Source organism: Streptococcus sanguinis, assembly GCF_019929225.1.
Classification (GTDB): domain Bacteria; phylum Bacillota; class Bacilli; order Lactobacillales; family Streptococcaceae; genus Streptococcus; species Streptococcus sanguinis_J.
The window spans coordinates 149,681-175,779 of sequence record NZ_JAHZPA010000006.1; the positions used below are offsets into that span (position 1 = coordinate 149,681).

Below are 26,099 nucleotides of genomic sequence, written 5' to 3' on the forward strand. Positions count from 1 at the left end.
CGAAAATCCCGTAGAAAAGAATAAGTAAACTAACGGAATGTTCCTTTTTCTATTTGAATAAATGAAGTCATTTATTCAAAGATTTTTTAGGGTGGCTGCTTCTACACTGTAATGTTTAACAGTATTATTGACCAGTTTTGTGACACTTCCAGGATTTATCAATAATCGGATTATAATAATGGCAAGAGGAATAAAACTCAAAAAGTCTTTCCAAACTGGGGTTAAAACCTCTTCACTGTCACTTTTAAAAAGTCAGTGCCCTATGGTTTGTAATATCATTCTTCTGCTCTTGGTTCTTTCAGCAGTGCCGATAAGCAAAGCCATCAGGCTATGCGTCCCTACCCCTGCTTGCCCAACACTAACATCAGATTTGGAATAGCAGCCATTGGCTAACTCTATCATGATTTTTGGGAAGTTAACTCCTGCTTTGTAGGCATTAGCAGGTTCAACCATTCTAGGATTGCATTCTATGTAATAAAAATAACCGTCGGTACGTATAAAATCTAAAGTTAAAGCACCATGCCATTGTAAAAATTGACCTAATTTTTCGACATGCTCTCTCGTTTTCTCAGATTCTATACTTAATCTAGCAGCAGCTGAACCACCGGCACCAGAACCCACTTTAACACTAGAATGAACTGCAAGTAACTGACCATGATGAAATACTGCTTGAACCTGACCATAATCTCCGACTATGTCTTGCTGAACCATCCATTTTTCATCATTGGCTAATAAAACGTCCGCAGCTCTCGCCAAATCTTCCTTACTTGTGATTTTATAAACCAAACGACCGGCAGTACCATAGTCTGCCTTTAGCCAATAAGGATAAGGAAGAGAAACAGATTCTAAATTTTCCACACGCTCCCATTTAGGAATTGGCAGATTTAACTGATCCGAAATTTCAGCAAACGCAATCTTCCCAGCCAGCTTTTCAATTTGTTCTTTATCAGCAAGCGCTACTGGCAAACGAGTTGGTAAAAAATTTCCCCCATTTGCCAATAACCAGCCTTCCTCATGTGTCGGCAAAATAGCTGCATAATTTTTTTGATGAAGCAGCTGATTAACTTGTTTCAAGTAATCTAAAGGAAAACGATTTATATCAACTGTCGGAATTCTATGAGTGAGTCGACTGAATGTTGCAATAGAAAACTTATCAGGAGACAGGACATCAACTTTGTAGCTCTCTTTTAGCAATACTGTTAGAGTCTCTCTTGAAGTTAAGCTAGAACCTTCTAAAAATAGCAGTCTGTTTTTCATTTTTCAAACACCAGAATTCTATATTCAAGCCTCACGGCTCAAAGTTTAATACATTTGATTTACAAAGCCTTGCTTCCGATATCCGTTCGGTAAAAGAGGCCTGTTGTGTCTTGTTTTTTTAGTTGGTCGTAGATTTTTTTCTGCGCAGCTGAGACGGTATCTGCTGTGGTGACCAGCATGTACACTCGGCCGCCATTCGACAGCAGTGCTCTGCTATTTTCCGCAAACTTAGCCCCAGCATAGTAGGTGATGATGTCGCCGTCTGTCTTGTCCGGCAGAGGCAAGCCTTTCTCATAGTCCAGCGGGTAGCCATTTGATGCGACAACCACGCCAAGTGTCACCCCCTCATCCAGCCAAGTGATAGCAGGCTCTTTCTTGTCCAAAATGTCCGTGATGTTCTGCGCAAAATCAGACGTAAGGCGCGGCAGGATAATCTGGGTCTCTGGGTCGCCAAAGCGCGAGTTGAACTCGATAACCTTAGGGCCATCGGCTGTCAAAATCAGCCCAGCATAGAGCACGCCAAGATAAGGTCGTCCCTCAGCTATCATGCCTTTGAGAACGGGCTTGACAATCGTCTCAACTGACTGGTCCACCACGCTTTGTGGCAGGTGAGGAACTGGCGCATAGGCTCCCATGCCGCCTGTATTGGGCCCCTTGTCCCCATCGTAGGCCCTCTTGTGATCCTGAGCCGTCGGCAGGATGTAAAACTTATCGCCATTGACAAAGGCAAAAAGGGAGAACTCCTCGCCGTCCAGGAACTCTTCGATAACCACACGCGCACCGCTGTCGCCGAACTTATTGTCCAAGAGCATATCGTGAGCTGCTTCGACTGCCTGCTCCACAGTCTCTGCGACGACCACTCCCTTACCCAGAGCCAAGCCGTCCGCCTTGACCACAATAGGTGCTCCCTGCTTTTCGATGTAAGCTTTGGCTTCCTCAAAGTCGGAAAATGTGCCATAGGCTGCTGTCGGAACACCGTATTTGACCATGATTTCCTTGGCAAAATCCTTGGACCACTCCAGCTCCGCTGCTAAACGAGATGGACCGAAAGCCTTGAGCCCAGCTTGGTTAAAATCATCTACAATTCCGGCTGCCAGAGCATCATCCGGACCGATAAAGGACCAAGCAATGTCATTCTCCTTGGCAAATTCAATTAGTCTGGAATGTTCGGAAATTCCAATGTTTACTAAATCCAACCCATCCAAGGTCATGCCATCATTTCCAGGAGCGACAAAAACCTGCTCCACATCCTGAGACTCTAATAACTTCTTGGCAATCGCATGCTCACGACCGCCTGAACCAACAACCAAAAGCTTCATAGCTAAGATACCCCAATATCCAATATCACAGGCGCTTACGCACCAAGCTAACACATCACGTAAAAATTATTGCCATTTTTACGAATTATTCATCTAAATTATAACACAATCGTTCGTTTTATTCCATTCTAATAAGAAAAAGAATCTCTCTTCCATATGATCGCCGTAATTATTGTTGGCTTCAGCCTTCTTCTTTTTGAGTAGATTGTACCCATTTTAGACAAAAAATATTCAGGGCTTGTCAAATTTACTATCATTTTCAAACAAGTTTTCCGAATAATACAGGTGGGCCCATCCAAAACCATTCTCACAAAGGAGTTTTATGAAGAAATATCAAAAACTGTTTTTATTATCCGGAGCTGTCCTAGGTCTCTTTGCGAGCCATTCAACAGTTCATGCGACCGAAACGCCTGAATCTGAAGTCAAAATTCTAGGCCCTACTGATCGTGCCAGCAATGTCGATGTGACTGTGAACGATCGTACAGCCTCTATTAGTTATACCCGTTCCCAAGCTCAAGAACCTCATCGTATTCTCCACGCTGTTTGGTCTGAGGAGAACGGACAGGATGATATCAAATGGTATGAAGCACCGTCAACAACAACTACTAACACTGACATTGACCTGAGTAACCATCCAGGTTACGGAACCTTTCATGTTCATACCTATATTGATCTCTATGGAAAATTAATTGGGTTGAATGGAACAACCTTTACTCTCGATAAACCAGCCATTAATGTCACTTCTAATATCCTAGGGAAAACCGCTCAAATTCACTTTAATCGCAACAAAGACCAAATAAATTCCAATATTTTACATGCTGTTTGGTCTGATGAAAATGGACAAGATGATATCAAATGGTACAATGCAGGACAAGATATTACTGAATTTGAACTTTCAAATCACAAAGGCTATGGAACTTATCATATTCATACTTATGAAAATAAAGATGGTAAGATGATTGGCTTAAACGGGACCACTTTCAATTTAGAAAAACCTAATCCTACTGTTGAAACCAGCTTCCCTCAGACCGGTATCATGGAAATTACTGTCAAAAACGTACCTGACACCATGCATCAAATTGTTCTTCCTACTTGGTCTGATAAGAAAGGGCAAGATGATCTACAATGGTACGAAACAAGCAAAAATCCGGATGGTAGCTACAGCGCTCGGGTGGAACTCAGAAAACATAACTACGACACTGGGGCTTACAATATCCACCTTTACGGCCAAAGCTATGTTCAACCGGAATCAACTGGTATAACAGGAACGACAGTTGAAGTTGACAGTGGAAAATTACCTTCGGACGAGGAACAGAAACCTCTTTTTACGGTGGAAAATATCAACCCCAAACAAGGGACCTACACCGTGAAAACTACCGAAACTAGCTTATCTAAACCTATTCAATCTGTTCGGGTGCCAATTTGGAGCACTAGCAATCAGAGCAATCTTAAATGGTATGTAGCCACTCCTAACGGAGATGGCTCCTTCAGCGCAACCTTTGATATCCGTAATCATCAGGCTTTGTCTGGAACCTATAACAACCATGTGTATGTCACCTATAAGGACGGCAGTGAGCGTAGCTACGCAGCAGATGCCGTCTCAATGTCTACCGACCAAATTCAAGCCAAGGTTGCAGTCAGGAAAACTGAGGCTAATCGCTATGAGGTGACAGTGACAGACGCCTACGGAGATGGCGATATTATTCTGCCAACTTGGTCAGAAGTCAATGGGCAAGATGATATCAAATGGTATACCGCCAATAAGGTCGGCAATGGAACCTACAAATTCACCGTAGATACTCAGAATCACAAGGGGAGCGGTCTATTTAACACCCATGTCTATCGTAGAAAAGCAGGACAGTTAATCGGCCTGACTGGAACTAGCTATCAGGTTGAGAAATCAAGCGTTCAATCAGCTAATATTCAGCCTAACTATGCCGCTGCTAATGCGACAACTTATCCTGTCGGCCAATGCACTTGGGGAGCCAAGGCTCTAGCTCCTTGGGCAGGAAATTACTGGGGCAACGGCGGTCAATGGGCAGCTAGTGCCAGAAGAGCTGGATTCCGTACTGGTAGTACGCCTGAGGTTGGCGCCATCGCCTGCTGGGATGACGGCGGCTACGGCCACGTCGGTGTTGTGACTCATGTCGAATCCAATACCCGCATCCAGATTCAAGAGTCTAACTACCTCGGCAAGCAGTACATCAGCAACTTCCGTGGCTGGTTTGACCCAACTGCTTCCTACTGGGGCCGCCTGACCTATATCTATCCTAAATAAATCGCTTTCGCACTCCTCAAAACCACTTCAAACCAGTGCTTTGAGCAAACTGCTCCTGCTTAGTTTGTTCATGAATTTCATTGAGTATAAGTCTACTCAAAAATCCTCGGCTCATAACGAACCGAGGATTTTTTATATTTCTTAATGTCTAAAATGTCTCACACCTGTGAAGACCATAGTCAAGCCATGCTTGTCAGCCGCAATAATAGACTCCTCATCACGGACAGATCCACCCGGCTGGATGATAGCTTTGATACCAGCTGCTGCGATTTCTTCGATATTGTCCGCAAAGGGGAAGAAAGCATCAGAAGCCAGAGCAGCACCGTCAAGACGATCTTGGGCTTGCTCAATAGCAATCTTGACAGAAGCCACACGGTTAGTCTGACCGGGACCGACTCCCAGCACCTGACAATCATTGGTGATGATGATACCATTAGATTTGACATATTTGACGGACTTCCAAGCAAATTCCAAAGCAACACGCTCCTGCTCGCTCGGCTGGCGCTTGGTCACGACCTGCCAATCAGCTGGATTCTCCTTGATAACATCTTGGTTTTGCACGAGGAGACCACCCAGAACACCGGTCACTTCCTTCTCTACTCCAGAAGCTGCCTGCGCATCAAAAGCCAATTCCAAAATCCGCAAATTTTTCTTTTTATTGGTCAAAATAGCTAGCGCTTCTGCCGTGTAGCTCGGTGCAATGATGATTTCCAGGAAAATACCGTGCATCTTCTCAGCTGTCGCAGCGTCCACCTCACGGTTGAGGACGACAATCCCACCAAAAATAGAAACTGGATCAGACTCATAAGCATAGTCCCAAGCTGTCTCGATATCATCCGCCTGACCAATACCGCAAGGATTCATATGTTTTAGCGCCACAACAGTTGGCCGATCCTTGAAATCTCGAATAATCCGAATGGCCGCATCTGCATCGCGGATGTTGTTGAAGGACAACTCTTTCCCATTCAGCTGCTTGGCCGAAGCGATGGAATAGTCCAGTGGCAAAGCAGTCTGATAGAAATCAGCATCCTGCTGGGGATTTTCCCCGTAGCGCATGGGCTGCTTAAGCTCATAAGTCAAGGTCAGCTTTTCAGGCTTGCTTTCGTTCACCTGAGCTGTGAAATAGTCCGCAATCAAGGCATCATAAGCCGCTGTATGACGGAAAACCTTGGCTGCTAAGCGCTGCCGCGTTTCATAGGTCGTTTGGCCATTTGCTGCCAACTCTTCCAGAACAAGAGCATAATCAGCCGGATCTACGACAACTGTCACGCTGGCATGATTTTTAGCCGCAGAGCGCAGCATAGAGGGGCCACCGATGTCAATATTTTCCACCGCGTCCGCATACTCAACACCCGGCTTGAGAATGGTTTCCTTAAAAGGATAGAGGTTGACCACGACCAGGTCAATGAGCTCAATCTGATTTTCCCTGGCCGCTTGCAAGTGGCTATCCAAGTCCCGACGAGCCAAGAGACCTCCGTGAATGTTTGGATGGAGGGTCTTGACACGGCCATCCATCATCTCTGGAAAGCCAGTCACATCATCAATAGCAATGGTGCCCACTCCTTCATTGTCTAAGGCCACCTTGGTACCACCGGTTGAGATGATATCCCAGCCCAGAGCTTTCAGCTCTTTCGCAAATTCTACAATGCCTGTCTTGTCTGATACACTGATTAGGGCTTTTTTCGTCATTCTATTCCTCTTTCTTTAGGTCCAAGCGCATAGCGACTTCGTTATTTTCTTCTATAAATCCTGTTTCCTGAAAACCCAGACTAGTTAGCAGGTGCTTCATTTTTTCATTTCCAACCACATAATCTGCGATAACATGACTGCAAGCTCTATCCATCTGAGCCTCTTTGATTAGAACTTCCAAGGCTTTTCTACCATAACCTCTTCCTTGGTACTGCTGACCAATCATTATCCGCCAGATAAAGTATTCCGCTTCATCCTTGTCTATTTCCAGCAGGAGAAAGCCAACCACTTGCTTATCCCAATAGATTGCCATCGGAAACACATCTTCATTTTTCCGGTAGAGCCATGCGTCAGCTAAAGAGCGCACATTTGGAGCTACGAAACGTGCTCGTTCATCAGCATCAGATATTTTCAAATCCAGCACTGCCTGAAAACTGCTCTCATCTACTAATTTCAGCTCAATCATTTTTTCTCCTAGTAATATTGTACAATCAAAGCTTGATTTACTTCCTACCTTCTCCCCACCCCTAAACTCTCAAGCACATGAGGATAGAGCTGATACTCGGCGGCATGGATGCGTTCTTCAAAACTTTCAATCGTATCATCAGCTAGTCGTGGCACGCGCACTTGCTGGATAATCTTGCCAGTATCCACACCCGAGTCCACCCAGTGAATGGTCACGCCGCTCTCAGAGACGCCAGCCTGCCAAGCATCCTCAATGCCATGAGCTCCTGGAAATTCGGGCAGATAGGCTGGGTGAATATTGATAATACGACCTTCATAAGCACTAAGCAAGGTCGGCCCGACGATTTTCATATAGCCTGCTAGGCAAACCAAGTCAATCTGATGCGCTTCTAGCAGGTCTACAATAGCTTGCTCGTAAGCCGCCTTACTGTCAAACTCTCTAAGCTCAAAGGCATAGCTTTTGACGCCTAGCTTGTCCGCCCGATTAAGCACATAGGCATCGCGATGGTCTGAAAAGACAAATTCAACAGGAAACTGCTCAGCAATCACTTGGAAATTTGATCCATTTCCCGAAGCAAAAACGGCAATTTTTTTCATTTGATAAGGACACTTTCACTTTCTTTTTTGACAATCCGGCCGACTTCAAAAACAGGCTCGTCAAGAAGTTCTTTGACACGAGCCACATTTTCAGGTGCTACTGCCAAAATCATCCCTAACCCCATATTAAAGATTTCAAACATTTCTTGGTGCTTGATGTGACCATATTTTTCTAAGGCCTTAAAAATCGGCAAGACTGGAATCTTGTCTTCTTCAATCTCAGCAGCCAAGTCATCGGCAAACATACGGGGCACATTTTCGATAAAACCGCCACCAGTAATATGGGCAATCCCATGAACCAGCTTTTCCTTAATCAGCGGCAGCAAAGCCTTGACATAGATACGAGTCGGCTCAAGCAGGATTTCTTTAAGTTGCTTACCTTCCAATTCTGGTAAGACTTCTTCACCAGTGTAGTCTGCGAAGACACGACGAACGAGAGAATAACCATTTGAATGGATGCCACTTGACGCCAATCCCAGAAGGACATCACCCTCAGCGACTTTAGAGCCGTCAATAATCTCTGACTTCTCAGCAACCCCAACTGCAAAACCAGCCAGGTCATAGTCATCTTCACCGTACATGCCAGGCATTTCAGCGGTTTCTCCACCAATCAAAGCAGCTCCAGACTGGACGCAGCCTTCAGCCACACCGGCAACAACTTGCTCTAGCTTTGCTGGCTCATTTTTCCCAGTGGCAATATAGTCCAGGAAGTAAAGAGGCTCAGCCCCTGCAGCGATGATGTCGTTGACACACATAGCCACACAGTCCTGCCCAATGGTATCGTGTTTGTCATACTGAATGGCCAGCATGAGCTTGGTTCCGACCCCATCCGTACCAGAAATTAGCACTGGCTCCTTGACCCCAGTCTGAGATAGGTCGAACATGCCGCCAAAGCCACCCAGCGCCCCCATGACGCCAGCCCGCTCTGTACGTGCTACATGTTTTTTGATTCGCTCAACAACTTCGTAACCCGCTTCAACATCCACACCGGATTGAGCGTATGCATTTTTACTCATTCCAATCCCTCCTTTTGGTACTCGGTCCACTTGAGAATTAAATCCTTTTCAAATTCATCAATCTGTTGAAGATTCTCATGTAAGAATTTGATTAAACTATTGAATGTCTCTGTAAGCAATAAATTTTCTTCAGAAGCATCAAAACTTAAAAATCTATTTGATGTATTAAATCCATATTTACTATAACTACTATGAGTTACCGTAGCCAACTTCTTAGACTGAACTTCTGTCTGATTCTTTAAAGAAATAGATAGATATACAGCGGCCTGAAAATTATCGTAAGTAATTTCATAAAAATATGACGAACCTGTTAACCATTCTCTATTATTATCATTAATAACATTCTCTAAAAAATCATCTAGCTGTTTTGTCCTAAATCGCAAAAAAGTTTTAGAGCAATATTTTTCGTTAAATATTAATCTATTCTGCTCGCTTAGACTATTTAGAATCTCAATAAGTTTTTCACGAAAAACGCTGGTAGTGGGTCGATTATCAATAATAAGATCCAAAATTTCCTTGTATTTAAAATAAATTTCTGCACTCAATTCTTTCAACTCTAAATCATTCAAAATATTTCTCCTAATATTGTCATTGTATTCTTTGATAATATAAGCTACTTTATCATCAGTACTATCATCGTGGAATAACTCTTCTAAAATGTCTGAAACTTCTTTGTAAGAAAGTAACTTCCAATAATTTCTTTCCTCAATACTAGCATCTACTGGACTATCTCCATTAGGCGTCAAGTAAATATATATATTCCGGTATCCAACATAGGAATTCTCAACAAATGTTCGATACTTTGTAAGTTGATTATCATGATCAGAAGTAAATATTTTATTTTCAATGATAAGATTAAATTTATACTCCGAGTTAGAAAATAGAATATCAATATTATTTTTACTTTCTCTAAAAACTTCCCCTTTAGAAAAGTCTTTCAATAACACCTCTGTTGTTTCTATCTCAGGTACTACTAAATTATTCTGAATAACTTTAAGTAAAAATTTTTTCAAAAATTTATCTTTTAAATAATGATTTTCTCTTGGATCAAGCAACCATGCTAGGACTCGGCTATGACGGATTTCTGCACTTTCTATTCCAAGAATCTCAAAAATATTTACACCAGTGAGCCATTTTGAAAAATCTTTTTCTGATTGATTTTCAAGATAAAGCAAAAAATTAGCTAGTTTGTCCTCATTTATCAAACCTTATCTACCTCTCAATAAAAACTCGTCTTCTCCTTCAGGCTTTCCAGATAGCGCTCTTCATAGTCATAGAGCGGAGTTGGGTACTGACCGTCAAAGTAAGCCACACAAAGTCCGCCATTCGGAGCGTCCGTCTCAATACCAACTGATTCAATGAGACCTTCCAGCGACAGGTAGGTCAGGCTGTCAGCTCCGATAATTTCACAAACCTCATCAACCGTATGATTGGCCGAGATGAGCTCGCGTCGATTCTGAATATCAATACCGTAGAAACATGGATATTTTAGTTCTGGACTGCCGATAGCCACATGGACTTCAGCTGCACCTGCATCTCGTAGGAGCTGGACGATACGTCGGCTGGTTGTTCCCCGCACAATAGAATCATCCACCATGACCACACGCTTGCCCTTGACAATGCTGGAAACAGCAGATAATTTCATACGAACTCCTTGCTCTCGCAACTCCTGCGTCGGTTGGATAAAAGTCCGTTGGATGTATTGATTTTTAATCAGGCCCATTTCATTTGGTAGGCCAGACTCTTCGGAAAAGCCAGAGGCCGCTGACAGGGAAGAATTAGGCACGCCGACAACGATATCCGCCTCATGCTGGAATTCCTGAGCCAGTCTGCGGCCCATCCGCTTGCGAGCTGCATGAACATTGACACCGTGAATGACGCTGTCCGGCCGAGCAAAATAGACATATTCCATTGAGCAAATAGCCAGCTGGGTATCTGTCGTATAGCTGTCGTAGGTCACGCTTTCATCATCGATAATCACGATTTCCCCCGGCTCAAGGTCGCGCAGCCATTCGGCACCCACCACTTCAAAAGCACAGGTTTCACTAGAAACGACCCAGGCCCCATTTTTCATGCGGCCGATGGACAAAGGACGAAAGCCATTAGGATCCAACGCGGCGTAGAGCTTTTCCTCTCTCATGATGAGATAGGCAAAGCCCCCCTGAACTCGTCTCAAGGATTCCTTAAGCTTGTCTAAGAAATTTTCCTGCTCGCTATGGCGAATCAAGTGCATGAGAATTTCCGTATCAGACGAGCTGGCAAAGATGGAACCCTTCTTTTCCAACTCCCGTCTCAGTGAATGGGCATTGGTCAGATTGCCATTATGCGCCAAGCCCATCTGCATATCATAGAAACTGAAGAAAAAAGGCTGGACATTGTTGATGGAAGCTCCGCCAGATGTTGCATAGCGGACGTGGCCGATGGCTGCTTCTCCTGTCAGATTATCCAAATCTGCTGGGTTTCTAAAAACCTCTGCAACCAGCCCCAAATCTCGGTGGCGTTTGAGCTTTCCGTGGTCGTTTGACAGGATGCCTGCTCCTTCCTGACCGCGGTGCTGCAGGCTATGAAGCCCGAAATAGGTGACCTGAGCCGCCTGTGGATGACCCCAGATTCCAAAAATACCGCACTCTTCATTCAGTGACTTTACTTCGTATGTCATGGTTTTACCTAAATTCTTTTGTCTTGTAAAAGGGAGAAAACCTGGCCTTTCAGGCCAAGCAGACTCCTTTTTGATTGCTTGCTCTTGCAAGCCAACTTTATTCGTGACTCGCTTGGAAATAACGAACGGCGCTTTCAAACAATTTCTGGTCTTTCTGACCTGGAATATTTTGGAAAAGGCCGTCTTCATAACGTTCTGAGTGACCCATCTTCCCAATGATTTGGCCGTTCTTACTCATAATTCCTTCGATAGCGTAGAGAGAGCCGTTTGGATTATACTTGCTGTCCATGCTTGGCTGACCATCAAAGTCTACATACTGACTCCAAATCTGACCATTATCGCGCAGCTCAGCAAATTCTTCTGCTGTCACGACAAATTTCCCTTCACCATGAGAAACCGGAATGGCATGGATATCTCCCACTTGCACACCAGCCAGCCAAGGCGAGTTAGTATTTGCAATGCGGGTTTCAACCATCTTGGCCACGTGCTGGTTGGCATCATTGTAAAAGAGAGTAGGACTGCTAGCCCCTGCTTCTTCAAAGTTTCCGTAAGGAAGAAGACCGGATTTTACCAGAGCCTGGAATCCATTACAGATACCAATGATGAGACCGCCGCGAGCAATGAAAGCATCGATGGCTTTCTTGACCTTCTCGTTTAGCAAGATGTTGACGATAAACTTAGCGGATCCATCTGGCTCATCTGCAGCAGAGAAGCCGCCTGCAAAGAAGATGATATTCGCTTTGTCAATATTGTCAACCATGCTGTCAACGGACTGAACAATGGCTGCTTCATCCAAAGTAACGAATGGAACTAGATTGACCTTGGCTCCAGCTGCTTCAAAGGCTTTGGCTGAATCGTATTCTGAGTTGGTTCCAGGGAAGACTGGAATGTAAACCAGCGGCTCCGCCACTGTCTCTTTGGCTTTGATAACTGTATCAGCGACAAGAGCCGGCACTTCTTCAATAACTGTTTCCTGTTTAAATTCTGTTGGGTAGATAGGCTCTAGTCGGCCTTCAAAGCTTGCCAAGAGCTCTGCTCCCTCAAGCTGGACACCATTGACAATCAGTGTAAAGTCTGACTTGGTCTGACCGATCTTCACTGCACCTGGAATATCCTGCTTCGGACTAGTAAAGACAAATCCGCCCAGCTGCGCCTGCAAAACGGAAGGCAGATCAGCAACATCCACTTGAGCACCAATACGATTACCAAAGCTCATCAAGGCCAGACTCTCTGCCAGACCACCGTATTTAACAGCGGCTGCTGCTGTAATCTGATACTTGGACTGAATGGCCGCAAAATTTTCAAAGTTATTCTTGATTAAGTCAAAGTCAATATCCTGAGACAAGACCTGTCCTGGCAGATAGTAGATGGACTCTCCTGCTGCCTTAAACTCTGGAGACAGAATGCGCCCAGCAGTTGAAGTAGTCACTCCAAAAGCTACCAAGGTCGGCGGTACGGTCAATTCTTCAAAGGTTCCGCTCATGGAATCCTTACCACCAATAGACGGCAGACCGAGCTGAATCTGAGCTTCAATCGAACCAAGCAGAGCAGAGACCGGCTGTCCAAAACGCTCAGCCTGCTTGTCCATCCGCTCGAAGTATTCCTGATAAGAGAAGCGAGCCTTGGACCAGTCCGAACCAGTAGCAACCAAGCGAGCTGTCGCTTCAATCACTGCATAAGCTGCTCCATGATAAGGTGACCAAGCTGCCACATAAGGATTGTAGCCTTGCGCCATCACAGAGACCGTCTCAGTCTTACCATGTTCAACTGGCAGTTTCTGCACAGAAGCCTCAGTCGGCGTAATTTGGTAGCGCCCGCCGATAGGATGATTGACAGTAGAGCGACCAACAGAGCTGTCAAAGATAGTCTGCAGCCCCTTTTGACTGGTATGATTGAGGTCACTGAGTAAGCTCTTGAGGTCCTGTTCCAGACTTGCTTCAGAAGTTACAGCCTGCCCTGGCAATGTTGCTTGAGCATCCACAACCTTGGCATCCACAACCACGCGCACACCATTGGTATCCAGAAAACTCCGCTCAATATCAACGATGGTTTCCCCATTCCAGTGCATAACCAGATTTGGCTTTTCTGTCACTTTAGCCACAACGACTGCCAGCAGATTTTCCTTAGCTGCTGCAGCGATAAATTGTTCCACATCTTCTGGGCGGACCACCACGGCCATCCGCTCTTGCGACTCGGAAATAGCGATTTCTGTACCATTAAGTCCTTGGTATTTGAGCGGCACCTTGTCAAGGTCAATTTCCAGCCCATCTGCCAATTCACCAATAGCTACGCAGACACCGCCGGCCCCAAAGTCATTGGATTTCTTGATGAGACGAGTCACATTGCCATCGCGGAAGAGGCGCTGAATCTTGCGCTCCTCAATAGCATTTCCTTTTTGGACTTCCGCGCCAGCCGTCTCCACAGACGCAGCTGTCTGTACCTTGGACGAGCCAGTGGCTCCACCAACACCATCACGGCCCGTCTTGCCTCCCAGCAAGATGACCACATCACCTGCCGCTGGTTTTTCACGGACAACATTTTCCTTAGGAGCCGCACCAACAACTGCACCTAGCTCCATCCGCTTGGCTACAAAGCCTGGATGGAAATACTCACGGACATAGGTCGTTGCTAGACCAATTTGATTCCCGTAAGAAGAATAGCCGTGCGCTGCAGTTTTTGAAATGACCTGCTGAGGGAGCTTGCCAGCCCGCGTTTCAGCAATCGGCTGAGTAATATCGCCCGCACCAGAAATCCGCATAGCCTGATAAACATAAGAACGGCCAGAAAGCGGATCACGAATGGCTCCGCCGATACAGGTCGCAGCCCCACCAAAAGGTTCAATTTCTGTTGGGTGGTTATGGGTTTCATTTTTAAACATCAGCAGCCAAGGCTCCTTGACACCATCCACATCCACTTCAATCTCTACTGAACAGGCATTAATCTCATCAGACACTTCCATGTCATCCAGACGGCCATTAGCTCGCTCATAGCGCCCAAAAATAGTCGCCATATCCATGAGAGTCTGCGGTTTGTCCCCACGTCCCAGCTCATCGCGCATAGCCAAGTATTTATCATAAGTAGACTGCAGCTGCTTTTCAAACTTAGAAGCAGAAAAATCAATCTTCTTCAACTCCGTCTCAAAGGTCGTATGTCGACAGTGGTCAGACCAGTAAGTATCCAGAACCTTGAGCTCGGTCTCCGTAGGGAAACGGCCAATCGACTTGAAATAGTCCTGAATAAAGAGCAAATCTGCTACTTCCATAGCCAGACCATGCTCCTGCTTGTAGGCTTTAAAGTCCGCTTCCGTATAGTCCTTAAAGAAGTCCAGAACCGGAATGGTCTTATCCGACTCGGAGAATTGCTCCAGCTGGATCGGCTGCTCAATATCTTTAAAGCGTGAATCAACTGGATTCAGCAAGTATTTCTTGATTGCTTTCAACTCGCTGTCTGAGATGTCTTTATTGATCAAATAAAGCTGAGCAGTCCTCACCAGAACATCTGTCCCAGCGCCGAGCAAAAAGAGGGCCTCCTGAGAGCTGGCTGCCCGCTGGTCAAACTGACCCGGCAGCGCTTCGATGGCAAAAAACGCTGTCTCTGCAAATGCAGCCTCTACTTCCTCTTCCGCCAGCAATCTATCAGTCACTTGCTCAGAGAAAATATGCTTTTCAGCCCGAGCGACCAAATCTTCTGCCAGATGAAAGACATCATAAACTTGAATCATCCGAAGATCTGACAATGTTTTCAACTGAAGATTATGCGTCAGCTCTCTCACCAAGCTCTGTGACTTCACACCGAAGTTGCTCTTCTTCTCTACAAAAATACGCTTGTCCATGATTTTTCACACCCTGTCCTTACCTAATCGCCTGCAATTTTTCCCAAACAACCTGATAGACATCTGTCAGTTCACCAAGGCCACGCCGGAAAACATCCTTGTCCATGTGATGGCCTTCCGCATCCCAGAGACGGCAATTATCTGGTGAAAATTCGTCTGCCAGAATAATCTTGCCATCTTTGTCAAAGCCGAACTCTAACTTGAAATCAATCAATTTCAGTCCGATTTGGCGGAACCAGTCTGACAAGAGTTCATTAATCCGACGAGTCTCCTCTTTCAAAAAGGCAATTTCTTGATCGCTGGCAATCTTCAAGAATTTCACATGTTCGTCATTGATGAAAGGATCATCCAAATCATCATTTTTGTAGTAAAATTCCACAATCGGAATTTCAAGCGCGATGCCCTCTTCTACTCCAAAACGTTTGGAAAAAGAACCCGCTGTGTAATTGCGCAGCACCACTTCCAAAGGAATAATCTCCACTTTTTTATTTAACTGGTCTGTATCCGAAACCTTCTCAATGAAATGCGTCGCCACACCAGCTGCATTGAGTTTCTCAAAAATAAAAGATGAAATCTGGTTGTTGAGCACTCCTTTACCAGCAATCTGCTCCTTCTTGACTCCATTAAAAGCCGTTGCCTGGTCCTTGTAGCGTGCCAGAATGACTTGCTCATCATCTGTAGAGAAAATATCCTTAGCTTTTCCCGAATATAATAACTTATTAGACATTTTAATATTCGCCTTTCGTGGTTTTATACCCTCATTTTATCATCTTTGAATATATTTTACAAGAAATTCCGTATAAACTTTATGTACCTAGTTAAAGAAATCGTTTCCTTTCCAAGATACGAAAAAAGACCGGAAGATACCGATCTTTGATTTTTAATGTTGCTTCTTCAGTTTTTCGTGGATATAAGCCACCACGTCGGAAATTGTTTTGAAGTTATCCATATCCTCGTCAGGAATCTCAATATCAAAAGCTTCTTCCAGATTGATGATAAACTCCATCAAATCAACAGAGTCCACTCCCAGTTCTTCTTTCAAATTCAACTCTGGAGTGACATGCAGCTTACTGCTGTCATGTTCTTGAATGATTTCGACAATTTTTGCATAAATTTCTTTTTCGCTCATGGTTACTCCTTTGCATCTGAAAATTCAATGACCGATTTACCAACAACATCCGTTTCCAACATGGTCCGAATCTGACGAATCGTGCTATAAACAGCCTTAACATCGCTAGAGCCATGCGTTTTGACAACAGGCGCTTTCAAACCGAATAGAACTGCACCGCCTGCACTAGAATAGTCCAGACTATTTTTGAGTCCTCGCAGGCTGTCCTTGAGCAGCCAAGCTCCCAATTTAGCCTTGAAACCACCGCCTAAAATAGACTTCTTCAGCTGACCCATGATACTGATAGCAGTTCCCTCAATTGATTTCAGAACTGCATTACCAGTAAAACCATCTGCAACGACAACATCCGCCACATCATCCATCAAATCACGCGCTTCTACATTGCCGATAAAGTTAAGTGTCGAATCCCCAGCTAAAAGCTCATAGGCTTCCTTGCGCAGAGGGTCGCCCTTGCTGCTTTCCGTTCCGTTATTCAAAAGACCCACTCGCGGCTTTTTGATTCCTCGGACATTTTCAGCATAGAAAGAACCCAAAGTCGCATACTGGTGTAAATGATGGGCTGTGTTTTCAGCATTGGCTCCCAGATCTAGCATATCAAATCCCTGACCGCCAACCGTTGGCATAGTAGATAAGAGACCTGGTCGGTCAATATTCTTGATACGCCCTACGATAAAGAAACCTGCCGCCAAAAGCGCTCCAGTATTTCCAGCAGACAACATGGCATCTGCCTCCCCTGCCTTCACAGCCTTGGCTGCCAGCACCATACTAGCCTCTTTCTTCTGACGAATGGCCTTTGTCGGCTCGTCGTCCGAGTCAATCTTTTCCTCCGTGTGGATGATGCGGACCCGCTCACCAGCAGTCAGAAAAGGCTTAATTTTCGCCTCATCGCCATAAAGGAGAATTTCAATATCCGAAAACTCCTGTACCGCTCGATTGACTCCTTCCACCAAAGCCTGAGGGGCATTGTCCCCTCCCATAGCATCAACAGCTATTTTTTTCATTCGATTTATTCCTCGTTCTTATCTTTTAAAATGCTTCCCCAGTCCCCCAGAGAATCTATAAATTTTTTGGATTTGAGATGGATGCCGACATATTCATCATAGAGCAGGTCGATAAAATCCCGCAGCTGCTTTTTAATATCTGACTTCAAAGAAATGGTCTCCAATTCGCTAAAGCGGACCGCCTGAAATTGGTCCAGCAGAAAAGGAAGATTTGGATTCAGATGACAGCGCCGTTCATCCTGATGGTAATGTTCAGGGCAAAGGACTCCGCTATATTTGAAAGAAAAGTCAAAAGGCAGACCCGTCCGATGACAAAAGGCACAGTCATGGAAGTTCAGCGAAACTCCAAAACGTGACAAAATCTGAATCTCAAAGATATTGGTCAGCACCTCATAGTCCAGACCACTATTCATCAGCTCCAAGGTTTTCTGCAGAAAAGCAAAGAGCGCCGGATCTGGATGATTATCCTGAAGACTGGCATCTGCCAAGGCTGCAACATAACTGGCATAGGCCATGATGAATAAGTCCTCATTGATGCGATGGTAGGTGACCACATCTTGATAGTCCTCGATATAGCTAAGACCATCATCATTGATTTTCATCAGCAAATTCGCCGCAGTCAAAGGCTGAATGACGGGTGCTAGCTTGGATTTACCAGCATGCTTGACGAAAAACATACGCTTACCAGCCTGTTCCGTAAAAATCTTGACCAGCTTATCATCCTCACGGAAATTGCGGTTATAGAGAACCAGACCTTGACTTGTTAGAGATTTAAGCATAGTCCTCCATGTAGTCCTTGAGGCGTTTCAGGGCTTCTCGAATCGTCTCCATACTAGCCGCATAGGACAGACGGATATAGCCTTCCCCGTATTGACCAAAAGCTGCTCCCGGGATAAAGGCCACAGCCTTCCTCTCTGCAAAATCCTGCAGAAAAGCAAAAGAATCTTGATTATAACCATCTGGTATCTTAGCAAAGATATAAAAAGCCCCGTCTGGTTTGATAATCTTAAAGCCTAGCTCAGCCATTTTCCCTATGATATAATCGCGGCGCTGTATATACTCAGCCTTCATTGGCTCCGCATCATCTTTCCCAACTGTCAGGGCTTCAATACCAGCAAACTGAGCCATGGTATTGGCCGCTGTTACGAGATACTGATGGCTCTTAATCAGCTGAGCAGTGAAAACTGCTGGAGCAAAGATAAAGCCCAACCGCCAGCCAGTCATGGCATGAGACTTAGACAGGCCGTTGATGACGATAGTTTGGTCTGGCAGATACTCCGCGATGGAGACATGCCCCTGCTCCGTATAGGTCAGCTCAGAATAGACCTCATCGCAGACCACAAAGACTTGGTATTTTCCTAGGACATCCGCCAGAGCTTTTATCTGCTCCCGCGAATAAGTCACGCCGGTCGGATTGGCTGGATAATTAAGAATGACCGCTTTTAACTGCTCGCCCTGCTCCAAAATAGCTGCTTCCAGCATCTCTGGAGTGAGGACAAAGTTATTGGCCGTTGTATCAATCTCGACAATCTCCGCCCCTACTAGATTGACAATGGGCTCATAGCCTGGATAAGCAGGAGCTGGCAGCAAGACCTTGTCTCCTTCTTCTAAAATAGCTGTCAGCGTAGCTGACAAGGCCTCTGTCGCCCCAATTGTGACCAAAACCTCATCTTCCGGGCGATAGTGCAGATTGTACTTTTCTTTCACAAAGCTGCTAGCCGCCTGACGCAGCTCCAAGAGACCGCTCATACCAGTGTAGTGACTTTGATTAGCATCAATCGCCGCCTTGGCTGCTTCTTTGATATGATCCGGTGTTGTAAAGTCCGGCTCCCCTAAGGTTAGCCGAAGAACTCCCGGAATAGCAGAAATTGATTGGTCAAACTGACGAATCAGCGAAATTTCTATTTTTTCTAAGTTTTTATTAAATTTCTTACTTAAATCCATACATACCTCCAGCCGCTCAATAGAACTATTATACTATAAATGCAGAAGCATAGCAAAAGCTATTACATGATTTTCCATACAGAGAAAAGGACTAAGATTGCACTCAGTCCCTTTTTTCCTTGCCTTAAAATTCTTCTCTGGCAGATAATGGTTATAGCTGCATCTCACGTGACTGGCCAGTCAACGAGTCGGAGTATAAGTCAATTCCTTGCCATGCTTGGTCAGAAAATCTTCCAATTCCGAATCAGGAATCTGCCGCAAATAAAGGTTGGAACGAATCGTGTCATCTTCCTCACGGCAGGTTGAGAGAACCAAATACCGGTCACTCGCCTTAATCTGGATCTTAGGATCCTTAGTCCGAGCAGCTTCATAGATATTTCTGAGCTGAGTCGTAAAGTCCTCGTCGTCCTTAAACTCCGTCCGATAAAAAGCAGTCTCTTCCGGCACGATAACCAGTCCCATAGCTTGATAATAATACTTACGATCAGGAGTCTCAATCACGACATATCTATGTTTGTCAAAATAATCCTGACGATCATAGTAGTTGACATCATTAAACATGCGATGATCTCCTGCCTTGCTGCCCCGAGCATGCCCGAAAAGCCAAGTCAGACGATCACTGAAATCTTTCTGATTGTCCTTATCCATAAAGACCGCTCCCATATAGGGTTCTTGCTTTCCTTCAAAAGTCTTCAGCAGATAAGTCTCATTATCTTTCGTTTGCACCACTGGCTCATCCAACTGTGTACCAGGAGCATAGACATAGCCTATCGTTTCTGAATTCACAGCCTTCAGCTTAGCAAAACGCTCTGCTAAATAATCCTTTTCTGTCTGACTTGAAGATGCAGATGAGCTTGACGTTTCAATCCTGCTAGGATGCGAAACTCGAAGCTTGCTACCTGATACTGATGAACGGAAAGAATAAAAAACAGAAACAATAACCAGAACAACTAGCAGGAGGCAGATGCCAACAACAAGGAGCTGTTTCTTATTCGAAGCTTGACTCCTATCTTTTTCTTGCATAATCTAAAAATCCTTTATTTTTCATTTTTTACAAAAAATATCACCGAACAAAGGCTCAGTGATATTTAGGCGTTAGCACAAATTAAAGACAAAATTATTTGACTGCACTTGTCTTAGGAAGTGACTTTTCTTCAGAATTTTCCTCATTTTCCTTGTTCTCTTCTTTTGCTTCCGGAGCTTTTTTTGCTTTATTTTCTGATTTTTTAGCTTTCTTTTTACCTGCTGTTGAAGAGGATGCCGCCGAAGATTGAGACGGTGCTGGAAAAGTCGGAACTGATGAAGAGGCTGTGGAGTAAGGTGCTGCCGAATAAGCCGGTGTAGATGGATCTGTAGTAGATGGTGCCACTGAAGGCTGATCCGCATTAGCCGACTCTCCCTCACCGATAACAAGAACTTTGTTACCAGCTTGATCCTCCATCACAGCACTTTTGCCAACTGGAGCTTTCTTAGCTTCAGCAACTTGCTGATCCAGAGCTGATTGTGCATCTCTATAGGCCTGCAATTCATCCATAACTTTATTAGATTCTGAGTCCGTACTGCCTTGGGGAACTTCATTATTATCAATGTCATTAACCCAAAGACTGGCTGTACCCTCAGCAAATACTGGTGCAGCAGCCGCGAAAAGTGAAAGGGCTACAGCACTTGAAAGCAAAACCTTTTTCATTATCTCATCTCCTCGTTACTTTTCAAAAATAATTGTAACTCCCCGTTACCTAATATTACCTACTAATAAGTATAGTTCGAACTCTAAAAAAAGTCAAGAATTTTACTACATAAAAATTTTTAAAACCAAATAATACCAAGGGATGAGACAAATTGTCAATTTACCAACTATTTAAATGGTCATTTATTTATATTTGAAACATCAAGTAATTTGATTTTTCTTTCAAAGTGAATGTTGGACTTTTTTTAAAAAGATAGTAGGAATAAAATAAAAAAGAGGCCAGAAATCAAGTATCCCAGCCATATATCTCAGATCATTTTTTGCCTATTTCAAACAAGGGTGACAGTGGCCGTTTTTCATGAATACGGACAATGGCTTCTCCTAAAAGATGCGCAATTGAAATCTGCTCAATCTTATCAATCAAGCGCTCTTGAGGCAGATAAATCGTATCCAGCACAACCAATTTTTTAATCGCTGATTTTTGAATATTATCCATAGCAGGACCAGATAAGACTGGATGAGTACAGCTAGCATAGACTTCTACAGCCCCTGCTTCAGCGAGAGCGTCAGCTGCATGGCAGATAGTTCCCGCTGTATCAATCATATCATCAATTAGGATACAAGTTTTTCCTTCCACCTTACCAATGATGTTCATGACTTCACTGCTATTCATCTTGTCCACACTGCGGCGCTTATCAATAATGGCAATCGGGGTTTTCAGAAACTCTGCTAACTTACGAGCCCGACTCACACCACCATGGTCAGGACTGACTACCACATAGTCTCCTCCTGTCATATTACGGCGCTCAAAGTAATCAGCAATCAAAGGTGCACCCATCAAGTGATCCACTGGAATATCAAAGAAGCCCTGGATTTGCGCTGCGTGCAAGTCAATAGTCAGCATCCGATCCACACCAGCAATTTCCAACATATTAGCAACTAATTTAGATGTAATTGGCTCACGAGCTCTAGCCTTGCGATCCTGCCGAGCATAGCCATAGTAAGGCATGACAACATTAATGGATTCAGCGCTAGCCCGTTTCAAAGCATCTACCATAATCAAGATTTCCATCAAATTATCATTGACTGGCGAGCTGGTAGACTGCAAAATAAAGACGTGTTTCCCGCGAATAGATTCTTCAATATTCACTTGAATCTCTCCATCAGAGAACTGACGAACAGTTGATTTCCCAAGTGGCAATCCAATCTCTTGAGCAACACGCTGCGCTAATTCTTGATTAGAAGAAAGAGCAAAGAGTTTTAAATCAGAAAAAGACATGATTCCCTCCAGATTCTAAATCGTCTTTCATTGTCCAATTACAACTTTTCCCAACTACCATTGTAACTTTTTTCAATTGATTTTTCAATTAAAAATAAAAAACGCCAGAGGCGCTTTTTACTGATTAGTTCGGATAGATATATGAAACTGTACCTTGTGCAGTTGTTGGATTAAACCATCCACGGTAGTTACCAATTGATTGTTGTCCAAGATAGTTTGCTTCTGATACTTGGATGCTTGTAGTAGATTGAACAGCTGTTACTACTGCAACGTGTCCATATCCACCGTCAGTCCAACATGCGATCGCTCCAACTTCTGGCTGTGAACCAACACGGAAGCCTGCTGCTGCTGCACTTGCAGACCATTGTCCGCCATTACCCCAGTAATCGCCAGCCCAAGGAGCTAATGTCTTAGCACCCCAAGTACATTGACCTACTGGATAAGAAGATGCAGATGAGCTATAAACTGGTCTATTCGCACGGGCAACAGATTGAGTTACTGCAGGTGCTGCTGGAGCCGCTGCTTCAGCTGCTGGAGCTGAATTAACAACTGCTTGAACCTGAGCTTGCAGGGTAGTATTTCCTGAAGCTTCAATTGCTTGACGTTTTGATTCTTGCTCTGCTTTATAAGCTGCTTCAAGAGCTGCCGCTTCAGCTGCTGCTTTTTCAGCTGCTGCTTTTTCTTCAAGAAGAGAATTCTTTTCGTTTTCAGCAGTCGCTTTTTCAGCTGCAAGACTTGCCTGAGCTGCTTTCAGTTCAGCTTGTTTTGTTGCCAAAGCTTGCTCATCATCAGCTAACTTCTCTTGGTTAGCAATTACAGTATTGATAGCTTCATTATTCGCAACTTGCTTTTCAGCAATTACTTCTTTATCTTTCTTTTGTTGTTCCAGCATTTTATTATTTGCTGAAACAATTTCGCTCATAGCTGCTACACGAGAAATAGCTTCTGTGATAGAGCTAGAATTCACAACTGTATTGATGTAGCTAGTAGCAGTTCCATTTGTTTGGGTACTGCGAGCTTGATTTGCAAGTGACTCATTACGAGCTACGATGTTTTTAGACAGTTCATCAATCTCAGCAGAAAGTCTTGCAGATTCAGCAGACAATTTTTCATTTTCTGCTTTAAGCTCTTCTTGTTGCTTTTGAATAGCAGATACTTGACCTTGAATCTCGTTGACTTGTGCCTGAGCTGATTGTTGTTGCTCTGTCAAACTATTAATCTTGCTGTCTTGTGCAGCAATCTTTTCATCAGTTGTCTCCGCTTTAACGCTCACAAGTGCAGCTCCTTGTGAAAGGATAACCGTACTCAATAAAATTGATGTGAGTAGTTTTTTCTTCATAAAAATAATACACTCCTTCTTATAAGACATTAACTAGTATACCAGAAAATGCTGTATCATATGTTACGCCTTTATTACATTTTTATTTCTTGTTTATCATAAATACATTTTTTCGAAAATAGGCTGAAAAATGAGGAATATCAGGCCATTGAGAAGGATAGTCGGTACTAAACTGCTAAGGACAAAATCCTGCAAATTCAGACTAGAAAGATTCAAAAATGCTGCAAAAGCAAAACTGGTTAATTCAAATAAAAATACAAGAATCAGAACAGATAAAAAGCGAGTAAATTTATTTAAAAGCATAGTCGAACTAGACTGACAAACCAAGAAACTTAAAAAAGGAAAAAGAATAAGAGCAATACCGATGGTATGAAAATAATAAACATCGTAAATCAGCCCCAGACAGCAAAATAAGAGAATATTATAGTTTTTAGAGAGGTTGATGGAAACAAAAAGCATGAAAATAAAGATAAAATGACTGACTAGGTGCCATTGCAAAGGCAGAATATTAGCCAGAAAAGTCGAAATCTGCCCATCGATCAATAAAACAAAAAATAAAATAATAGGAGTCAAAAGATGTTCTTTAATATCTCTCATATCAGTTCCCTACCAACATTACAGCACGGATATCCGACAAATCAGCAGCCGGCTTAACCAGGACAACCTTGTTTAACTGATCCTTAGCCTCAGATACAGAAAGCACCTTACCGACAGGAATATTTTCTGCATTATAAGCACCCAAGCCACTGGTTGCCACCTCATCTCCCTCTTTTATATCTTCAGCACTATTTAACTGACTGATGATATAAGCAGAGTTTTTTTCATCATAACCAGTAATAATCCCATAAACTGGACCAGACTTCGTTTGAATCCTAACAGAAATTTTAGTTGAGTTTTCCTCGTTAGTCAATAAAGAAACTAAGCTAGACTGACTACTGGTTTCAGAAACGCTTCCTACTAGACCACCATTAGCTACTACCAACATAGCATCTGTCACATTATCAGATGTCCCTTTGTCAATGGTCAGCTCGTTTTTCCAGGATGCTGGCGTACGGGCAATCACTTCGCTGGCAATTTGAACTTGATTTTTATCAGCCTCTTTAAATTCCAGAAGTTTTCGCAACTGCTCATTCTCATCTTCTAAGGAATCTACCTTCCCAGCCTTTTCCTCAACCTCATAAAGATTTTTCTTGAGCTGCTGATTCTCTCTATAAGTAGACATCAAATCTGACATTTCTTCTTTTTTATCAGCTAGAAAAGCAAAAGGAGAGCTGACAAGTCTATCTACCAATGAAATAATATTTGAAGTAGTTGATACAAACCAACTAGAAGAGGTAGATAAGATAAGTATCGTCATTGCAACAACTAATACAAAAAAAGAAATCAGAAACTTAGATTTTTTAAATCGATTCATCAGAAAAACCTCACTAAACAGGACGAGAAAGTATAAGAAAAGGAGATAGCAAATGCTAAACTCCTCATTATACGGAGAATGGGGGATTCGAACCCCCGCGCCGGTTACCCGACCTAACGATTTAGCAAACCGTCCTCTTCAGCCTCTTGAGTAATTCTCCAATATTTAATGGGCACGAGTGGACTCGAACCACCGACCTCACGCTTATCAGGCGTGCGCTCTAACCACCTGAGCTACGCGCCCAAGTTCCAAAAACTTGGTATGAACTTTCGTTCAAAGCGGGTGACGAGAATCGAACTCGCGACAACAGCTTGGAAGGCTGTAGTTTTACCACTAAACTACACCCGCATCACCACTATGATAATGTATGGCGCGAGACGGAATCGAACCGCCGACACATGGAGCTTCAATCCATTGCTCTACCAACTGAGCTACCGAGCCAACTATTGCGGGAGCAGGATTTGAACCTACGACCTTCGGGTTATGAGCCCGACGAGCTACCTAGCTGCTCCATCCCGCGTCATTACTATTCGTCCCTAAGGAGGATGTGGGATTCGAACCCACGCACGCTTTTACACGCCTGACGGTTTTCAAGACCGTTCCCTTCAGCCGGACTTGGGTAATCCTCCAAGATAACACTATGGACCTTGTAGGACTTGAACCTACGACCACTCGGTTATGAGCCGAGAGCTCTAACCAGCTGAGCTAAAGGTCCGACAAGATCATTATAGCGGCGAAGGGGATCGAACCCCCGACCTCCCGGGTATGAACCGGACGCTCTAGCCAGCTGAGCTACACCGCCATCTATCGGGAAGACAGGATTCGAACCTGCGACACCTTGGTCCCAAACCAAGTACTCTACCAAGCTGAGCTACTTCCCGAACTTAAGTTATTACTTAATGCACCCTAGAGGAGTCGAACCTCTAACCGCCTGATTCGTAGTCAGGTACTCTATCCAGTTGAGCTAAGGGTGCTCATCTTCTTCTACTGCCTCTTACAAGTCTATGCCGAGGACCGGAATCGAACCGGTACGATTGTTACCAATCGCAGGATTTTAAGTCCTGTGCGTCTGCCAGTTCCGCCACCCCGGCCGCCTCAAGCGAACGACGGGATTCGAACCCGCGACCCCCACCTTGGCAAGGTGATGTTCTACCACTGAACTACGTTCGCATCCTATTCAAAAATGCCGGCTAC

General features: G+C 44.1%; 20 protein-coding genes, 12 tRNA genes and 1 pseudogene. 1 reads left to right on the forward strand and 32 read right to left on the reverse strand.

The annotated features are described in order from the left end of the window. Positions 1 to 75 precede the first annotated feature (75 nt). Both K1I80_RS10150 and purD read right to left on the reverse strand, forming a co-directional pair. A pseudogene (locus K1I80_RS10150) lies at positions 76 to 1,257 on the reverse strand (ATP-grasp domain-containing protein). Positions 1,258 to 1,316: 59 nt separating this feature from the next. After that, a complete protein-coding gene (gene purD / locus K1I80_RS10155; RefSeq protein WP_223313730.1) occupies positions 1,317 to 2,576 on the reverse strand; it encodes a phosphoribosylamine--glycine ligase in 1,260 nt (419 codons plus the stop codon). Positions 2,577 to 2,898: 322 nt separating this feature from the next. Between purD and K1I80_RS10160 the strand changes: the two genes are divergently transcribed. Beyond that, positions 2,899 to 4,854 carry a GBS Bsp-like repeat-containing protein gene (locus K1I80_RS10160; protein ID WP_223313731.1) on the forward strand — a complete coding sequence of 652 codons (1,956 nt, stop codon included), beginning with the start codon at positions 2,899 to 2,901 and terminating at the stop codon, positions 4,852 to 4,854. Between the two features lie 141 nt (positions 4,855 to 4,995). Here the strand turns inward: K1I80_RS10160 and purH are convergent, their stop codons facing one another. The 30 genes from purH to K1I80_RS10310 all read right to left on the reverse strand — a co-directional run bounded on the left by purH (position 4,996) and on the right by K1I80_RS10310 (position 26,075). After that, positions 4,996 to 6,543 (reverse strand): bifunctional phosphoribosylaminoimidazolecarboxamide formyltransferase/IMP cyclohydrolase, encoded by a 1,548-nt coding sequence (purH, locus tag K1I80_RS10165; RefSeq protein WP_223313732.1) that lies wholly within the window; start codon positions 6,541 to 6,543, stop codon positions 4,996 to 4,998. A gap of 1 nt (position 6,544) precedes the next feature. Next, positions 6,545 to 7,009, reverse strand: a complete 465-nt coding sequence (locus K1I80_RS10170; RefSeq protein WP_223313733.1) for a GNAT family N-acetyltransferase — start codon at positions 7,007 to 7,009, stop codon at positions 6,545 to 6,547. Positions 7,010 to 7,053: 44 nt separating this feature from the next. Beyond that, positions 7,054 to 7,605: a phosphoribosylglycinamide formyltransferase gene (purN, locus tag K1I80_RS10175; RefSeq protein ID WP_223313734.1), complete on the reverse strand. Its 552-nt coding sequence runs from the start codon at positions 7,603 to 7,605 to the stop codon at positions 7,054 to 7,056. Next, entirely contained in the window at positions 7,602 to 8,621 is a 1,020-nt protein-coding gene (gene purM, locus K1I80_RS10180; protein WP_223313735.1) for a phosphoribosylformylglycinamidine cyclo-ligase, read from the reverse strand. The genes purN and purM overlap by 4 nt, the downstream gene beginning before the upstream one ends. Then, positions 8,618 to 9,826, reverse strand: a complete 1,209-nt coding sequence (locus tag K1I80_RS10185) for a PDDEXK-like family protein (protein ID WP_125435421.1) — start codon at positions 9,824 to 9,826, stop codon at positions 8,618 to 8,620. The genes purM and K1I80_RS10185 overlap by 4 nt, the downstream gene beginning before the upstream one ends. Before the next feature lie 14 nt (positions 9,827 to 9,840). Further along, a complete protein-coding gene (gene purF, locus K1I80_RS10190; protein ID WP_223313736.1) occupies positions 9,841 to 11,280 on the reverse strand; it encodes an amidophosphoribosyltransferase in 1,440 nt (479 codons plus the stop codon). Between the two features lie 97 nt (positions 11,281 to 11,377). Further along, positions 11,378 to 15,112, reverse strand: a complete 3,735-nt coding sequence (locus K1I80_RS10195; RefSeq protein ID WP_223313737.1) for a phosphoribosylformylglycinamidine synthase — start codon at positions 15,110 to 15,112, stop codon at positions 11,378 to 11,380. Positions 15,113 to 15,131: 19 nt separating this feature from the next. Next, entirely contained in the window at positions 15,132 to 15,839 is a 708-nt protein-coding gene (gene purC, locus K1I80_RS10200; RefSeq protein WP_223313738.1) for a phosphoribosylaminoimidazolesuccinocarboxamide synthase, read from the reverse strand. A 153-nt stretch (positions 15,840 to 15,992) separates the two neighbouring features. Further along, positions 15,993 to 16,241, reverse strand: coding sequence for an acyl carrier protein (locus K1I80_RS10205; protein ID WP_002898839.1), 249 nt, complete (start codon positions 16,239 to 16,241; stop codon positions 15,993 to 15,995). A 2-nt stretch (positions 16,242 to 16,243) separates the two neighbouring features. Continuing rightward, positions 16,244 to 17,242 carry a phosphate acyltransferase PlsX gene (gene plsX, locus K1I80_RS10210; RefSeq protein ID WP_223313739.1) on the reverse strand — a complete coding sequence of 333 codons (999 nt, stop codon included), beginning with the start codon at positions 17,240 to 17,242 and terminating at the stop codon, positions 16,244 to 16,246. Positions 17,243 to 17,247: 5 nt separating this feature from the next. Next, on the reverse strand, positions 17,248 to 18,021 hold the full coding sequence (gene recO, locus K1I80_RS10215; protein ID WP_223313740.1) for a DNA repair protein RecO: 774 nt from the start codon (positions 18,019 to 18,021) through the stop codon (positions 17,248 to 17,250). Then, a complete protein-coding gene (locus K1I80_RS10220; RefSeq protein WP_223313741.1) occupies positions 18,014 to 19,186 on the reverse strand; it encodes a pyridoxal phosphate-dependent aminotransferase in 1,173 nt (390 codons plus the stop codon). Before K1I80_RS10220 ends, recO begins: the two co-directional genes overlap by 8 nt. A gap of 180 nt (positions 19,187 to 19,366) precedes the next feature. After that, positions 19,367 to 20,209 (reverse strand): class B sortase, LPKTxAVK-specific, encoded by an 843-nt coding sequence (gene srtB, locus K1I80_RS10225; protein ID WP_223313742.1) that lies wholly within the window; start codon positions 20,207 to 20,209, stop codon positions 19,367 to 19,369. A gap of 94 nt (positions 20,210 to 20,303) precedes the next feature. Then, complete coding sequence (locus K1I80_RS10230; RefSeq protein WP_002905703.1) at positions 20,304 to 20,873, reverse strand: LPKTxAVK-anchored surface protein; 570 nt, start codon at positions 20,871 to 20,873, stop codon at positions 20,304 to 20,306. 313 nt (positions 20,874 to 21,186) lie between these two features. Continuing rightward, positions 21,187 to 22,152: a ribose-phosphate diphosphokinase gene (locus K1I80_RS10235; protein WP_002894321.1), complete on the reverse strand. Its 966-nt coding sequence runs from the start codon at positions 22,150 to 22,152 to the stop codon at positions 21,187 to 21,189. 124 nt (positions 22,153 to 22,276) lie between these two features. Beyond that, positions 22,277 to 23,491 (reverse strand): peptidoglycan hydrolase PcsB, encoded by a 1,215-nt coding sequence (pcsB, locus tag K1I80_RS10240; protein WP_223313743.1) that lies wholly within the window; start codon positions 23,489 to 23,491, stop codon positions 22,277 to 22,279. A gap of 96 nt (positions 23,492 to 23,587) precedes the next feature. Continuing rightward, complete coding sequence (gene mreD / locus K1I80_RS10245; RefSeq protein WP_223313744.1) at positions 23,588 to 24,088, reverse strand: rod shape-determining protein MreD; 501 nt, start codon at positions 24,086 to 24,088, stop codon at positions 23,588 to 23,590. 1 nt (position 24,089) lies between these two features. Continuing rightward, entirely contained in the window at positions 24,090 to 24,905 is an 816-nt protein-coding gene (gene mreC, locus K1I80_RS10250) for a rod shape-determining protein MreC (protein WP_223313745.1), read from the reverse strand. Between the two features lie 72 nt (positions 24,906 to 24,977). Then, a tRNA-Ser gene (locus K1I80_RS10255) sits at positions 24,978 to 25,065 on the reverse strand. A gap of 9 nt (positions 25,066 to 25,074) precedes the next feature. Further along, positions 25,075 to 25,148: transfer RNA gene (locus K1I80_RS10260), tRNA-Ile, on the reverse strand. A gap of 34 nt (positions 25,149 to 25,182) precedes the next feature. After that, a tRNA-Gly gene (locus K1I80_RS10265) sits at positions 25,183 to 25,253 on the reverse strand. A 20-nt stretch (positions 25,254 to 25,273) separates the two neighbouring features. Next, positions 25,274 to 25,346: transfer RNA gene (locus K1I80_RS10270), tRNA-Phe, on the reverse strand. A 5-nt stretch (positions 25,347 to 25,351) separates the two neighbouring features. Further along, positions 25,352 to 25,425, reverse strand: a tRNA-Met gene (locus K1I80_RS10275). A 19-nt stretch (positions 25,426 to 25,444) separates the two neighbouring features. Then, positions 25,445 to 25,534, reverse strand: a tRNA-Ser gene (locus K1I80_RS10280). A 12-nt stretch (positions 25,535 to 25,546) separates the two neighbouring features. Then, a tRNA-Ile gene (locus tag K1I80_RS10285) sits at positions 25,547 to 25,620 on the reverse strand. A 13-nt stretch (positions 25,621 to 25,633) separates the two neighbouring features. Next, positions 25,634 to 25,707 (reverse strand) — tRNA-Met (locus tag K1I80_RS10290). Positions 25,708 to 25,712: 5 nt separating this feature from the next. Continuing rightward, positions 25,713 to 25,786, reverse strand: a tRNA-Pro gene (locus tag K1I80_RS10295). Positions 25,787 to 25,805: 19 nt separating this feature from the next. After that, positions 25,806 to 25,879 (reverse strand) — tRNA-Arg (locus K1I80_RS10300). A 31-nt stretch (positions 25,880 to 25,910) separates the two neighbouring features. Next, positions 25,911 to 25,996, reverse strand: a tRNA-Leu gene (locus K1I80_RS10305). Between the two features lie 7 nt (positions 25,997 to 26,003). Then, positions 26,004 to 26,075: transfer RNA gene (locus K1I80_RS10310), tRNA-Gly, on the reverse strand. Between the last annotated feature and the right edge of the window lie 24 nt (positions 26,076 to 26,099).

Excerpts from the sequence above, each read along its gene's own strand:
- purD (WP_223313730.1), bottom strand. The coding sequence starts at position 2,576 with ATGAAGCTTTTGGTTGTTGGTTCAGGCGGTCGTGAGCATGCGATTGCC.
- K1I80_RS10160 (WP_223313731.1), top strand. The coding sequence starts at position 2,899 with ATGAAGAAATATCAAAAACTGTTTTTATTATCCGGAGCTGTCCTAGGT.
- purH (WP_223313732.1), bottom strand. The coding sequence starts at position 6,543 with ATGACGAAAAAAGCCCTAATCAGTGTATCAGACAAGACAGGCATTGTA.
- K1I80_RS10170 (WP_223313733.1), bottom strand. The coding sequence starts at position 7,009 with ATGATTGAGCTGAAATTAGTAGATGAGAGCAGTTTTCAGGCAGTGCTG.
- purN (WP_223313734.1), bottom strand. The coding sequence starts at position 7,605 with ATGAAAAAAATTGCCGTTTTTGCTTCGGGAAATGGATCAAATTTCCAA.
- purM (WP_223313735.1), bottom strand. The coding sequence starts at position 8,621 with ATGAGTAAAAATGCATACGCTCAATCCGGTGTGGATGTTGAAGCGGGT.
- purF (WP_223313736.1), bottom strand. The coding sequence starts at position 11,280 with ATGACATACGAAGTAAAGTCACTGAATGAAGAGTGCGGTATTTTTGGA.
- K1I80_RS10195 (WP_223313737.1), bottom strand. The coding sequence starts at position 15,112 with ATGGACAAGCGTATTTTTGTAGAGAAGAAGAGCAACTTCGGTGTGAAG.
- purC (WP_223313738.1), bottom strand. The coding sequence starts at position 15,839 with ATGTCTAATAAGTTATTATATTCGGGAAAAGCTAAGGATATTTTCTCT.
- K1I80_RS10205 (WP_002898839.1), bottom strand. The coding sequence starts at position 16,241 with ATGAGCGAAAAAGAAATTTATGCAAAAATTGTCGAAATCATTCAAGAA.
- plsX (WP_223313739.1), bottom strand. The coding sequence starts at position 17,242 with ATGAAAAAAATAGCTGTTGATGCTATGGGAGGGGACAATGCCCCTCAG.
- recO (WP_223313740.1), bottom strand. The coding sequence starts at position 18,021 with ATGCTTAAATCTCTAACAAGTCAAGGTCTGGTTCTCTATAACCGCAAT.
- K1I80_RS10220 (WP_223313741.1), bottom strand. The coding sequence starts at position 19,186 with ATGGATTTAAGTAAGAAATTTAATAAAAACTTAGAAAAAATAGAAATT.
- srtB (WP_223313742.1), bottom strand. The coding sequence starts at position 20,209 with ATGCAAGAAAAAGATAGGAGTCAAGCTTCGAATAAGAAACAGCTCCTT.
- K1I80_RS10230 (WP_002905703.1), bottom strand. The coding sequence starts at position 20,873 with ATGAAAAAGGTTTTGCTTTCAAGTGCTGTAGCCCTTTCACTTTTCGCG.
- K1I80_RS10235 (WP_002894321.1), bottom strand. The coding sequence starts at position 22,152 with ATGTCTTTTTCTGATTTAAAACTCTTTGCTCTTTCTTCTAATCAAGAA.
- pcsB (WP_223313743.1), bottom strand. The coding sequence starts at position 23,491 with ATGAAGAAAAAACTACTCACATCAATTTTATTGAGTACGGTTATCCTT.
- mreD (WP_223313744.1), bottom strand. The coding sequence starts at position 24,088 with ATGAGAGATATTAAAGAACATCTTTTGACTCCTATTATTTTATTTTTT.
- mreC (WP_223313745.1), bottom strand. The coding sequence starts at position 24,905 with ATGAATCGATTTAAAAAATCTAAGTTTCTGATTTCTTTTTTTGTATTA.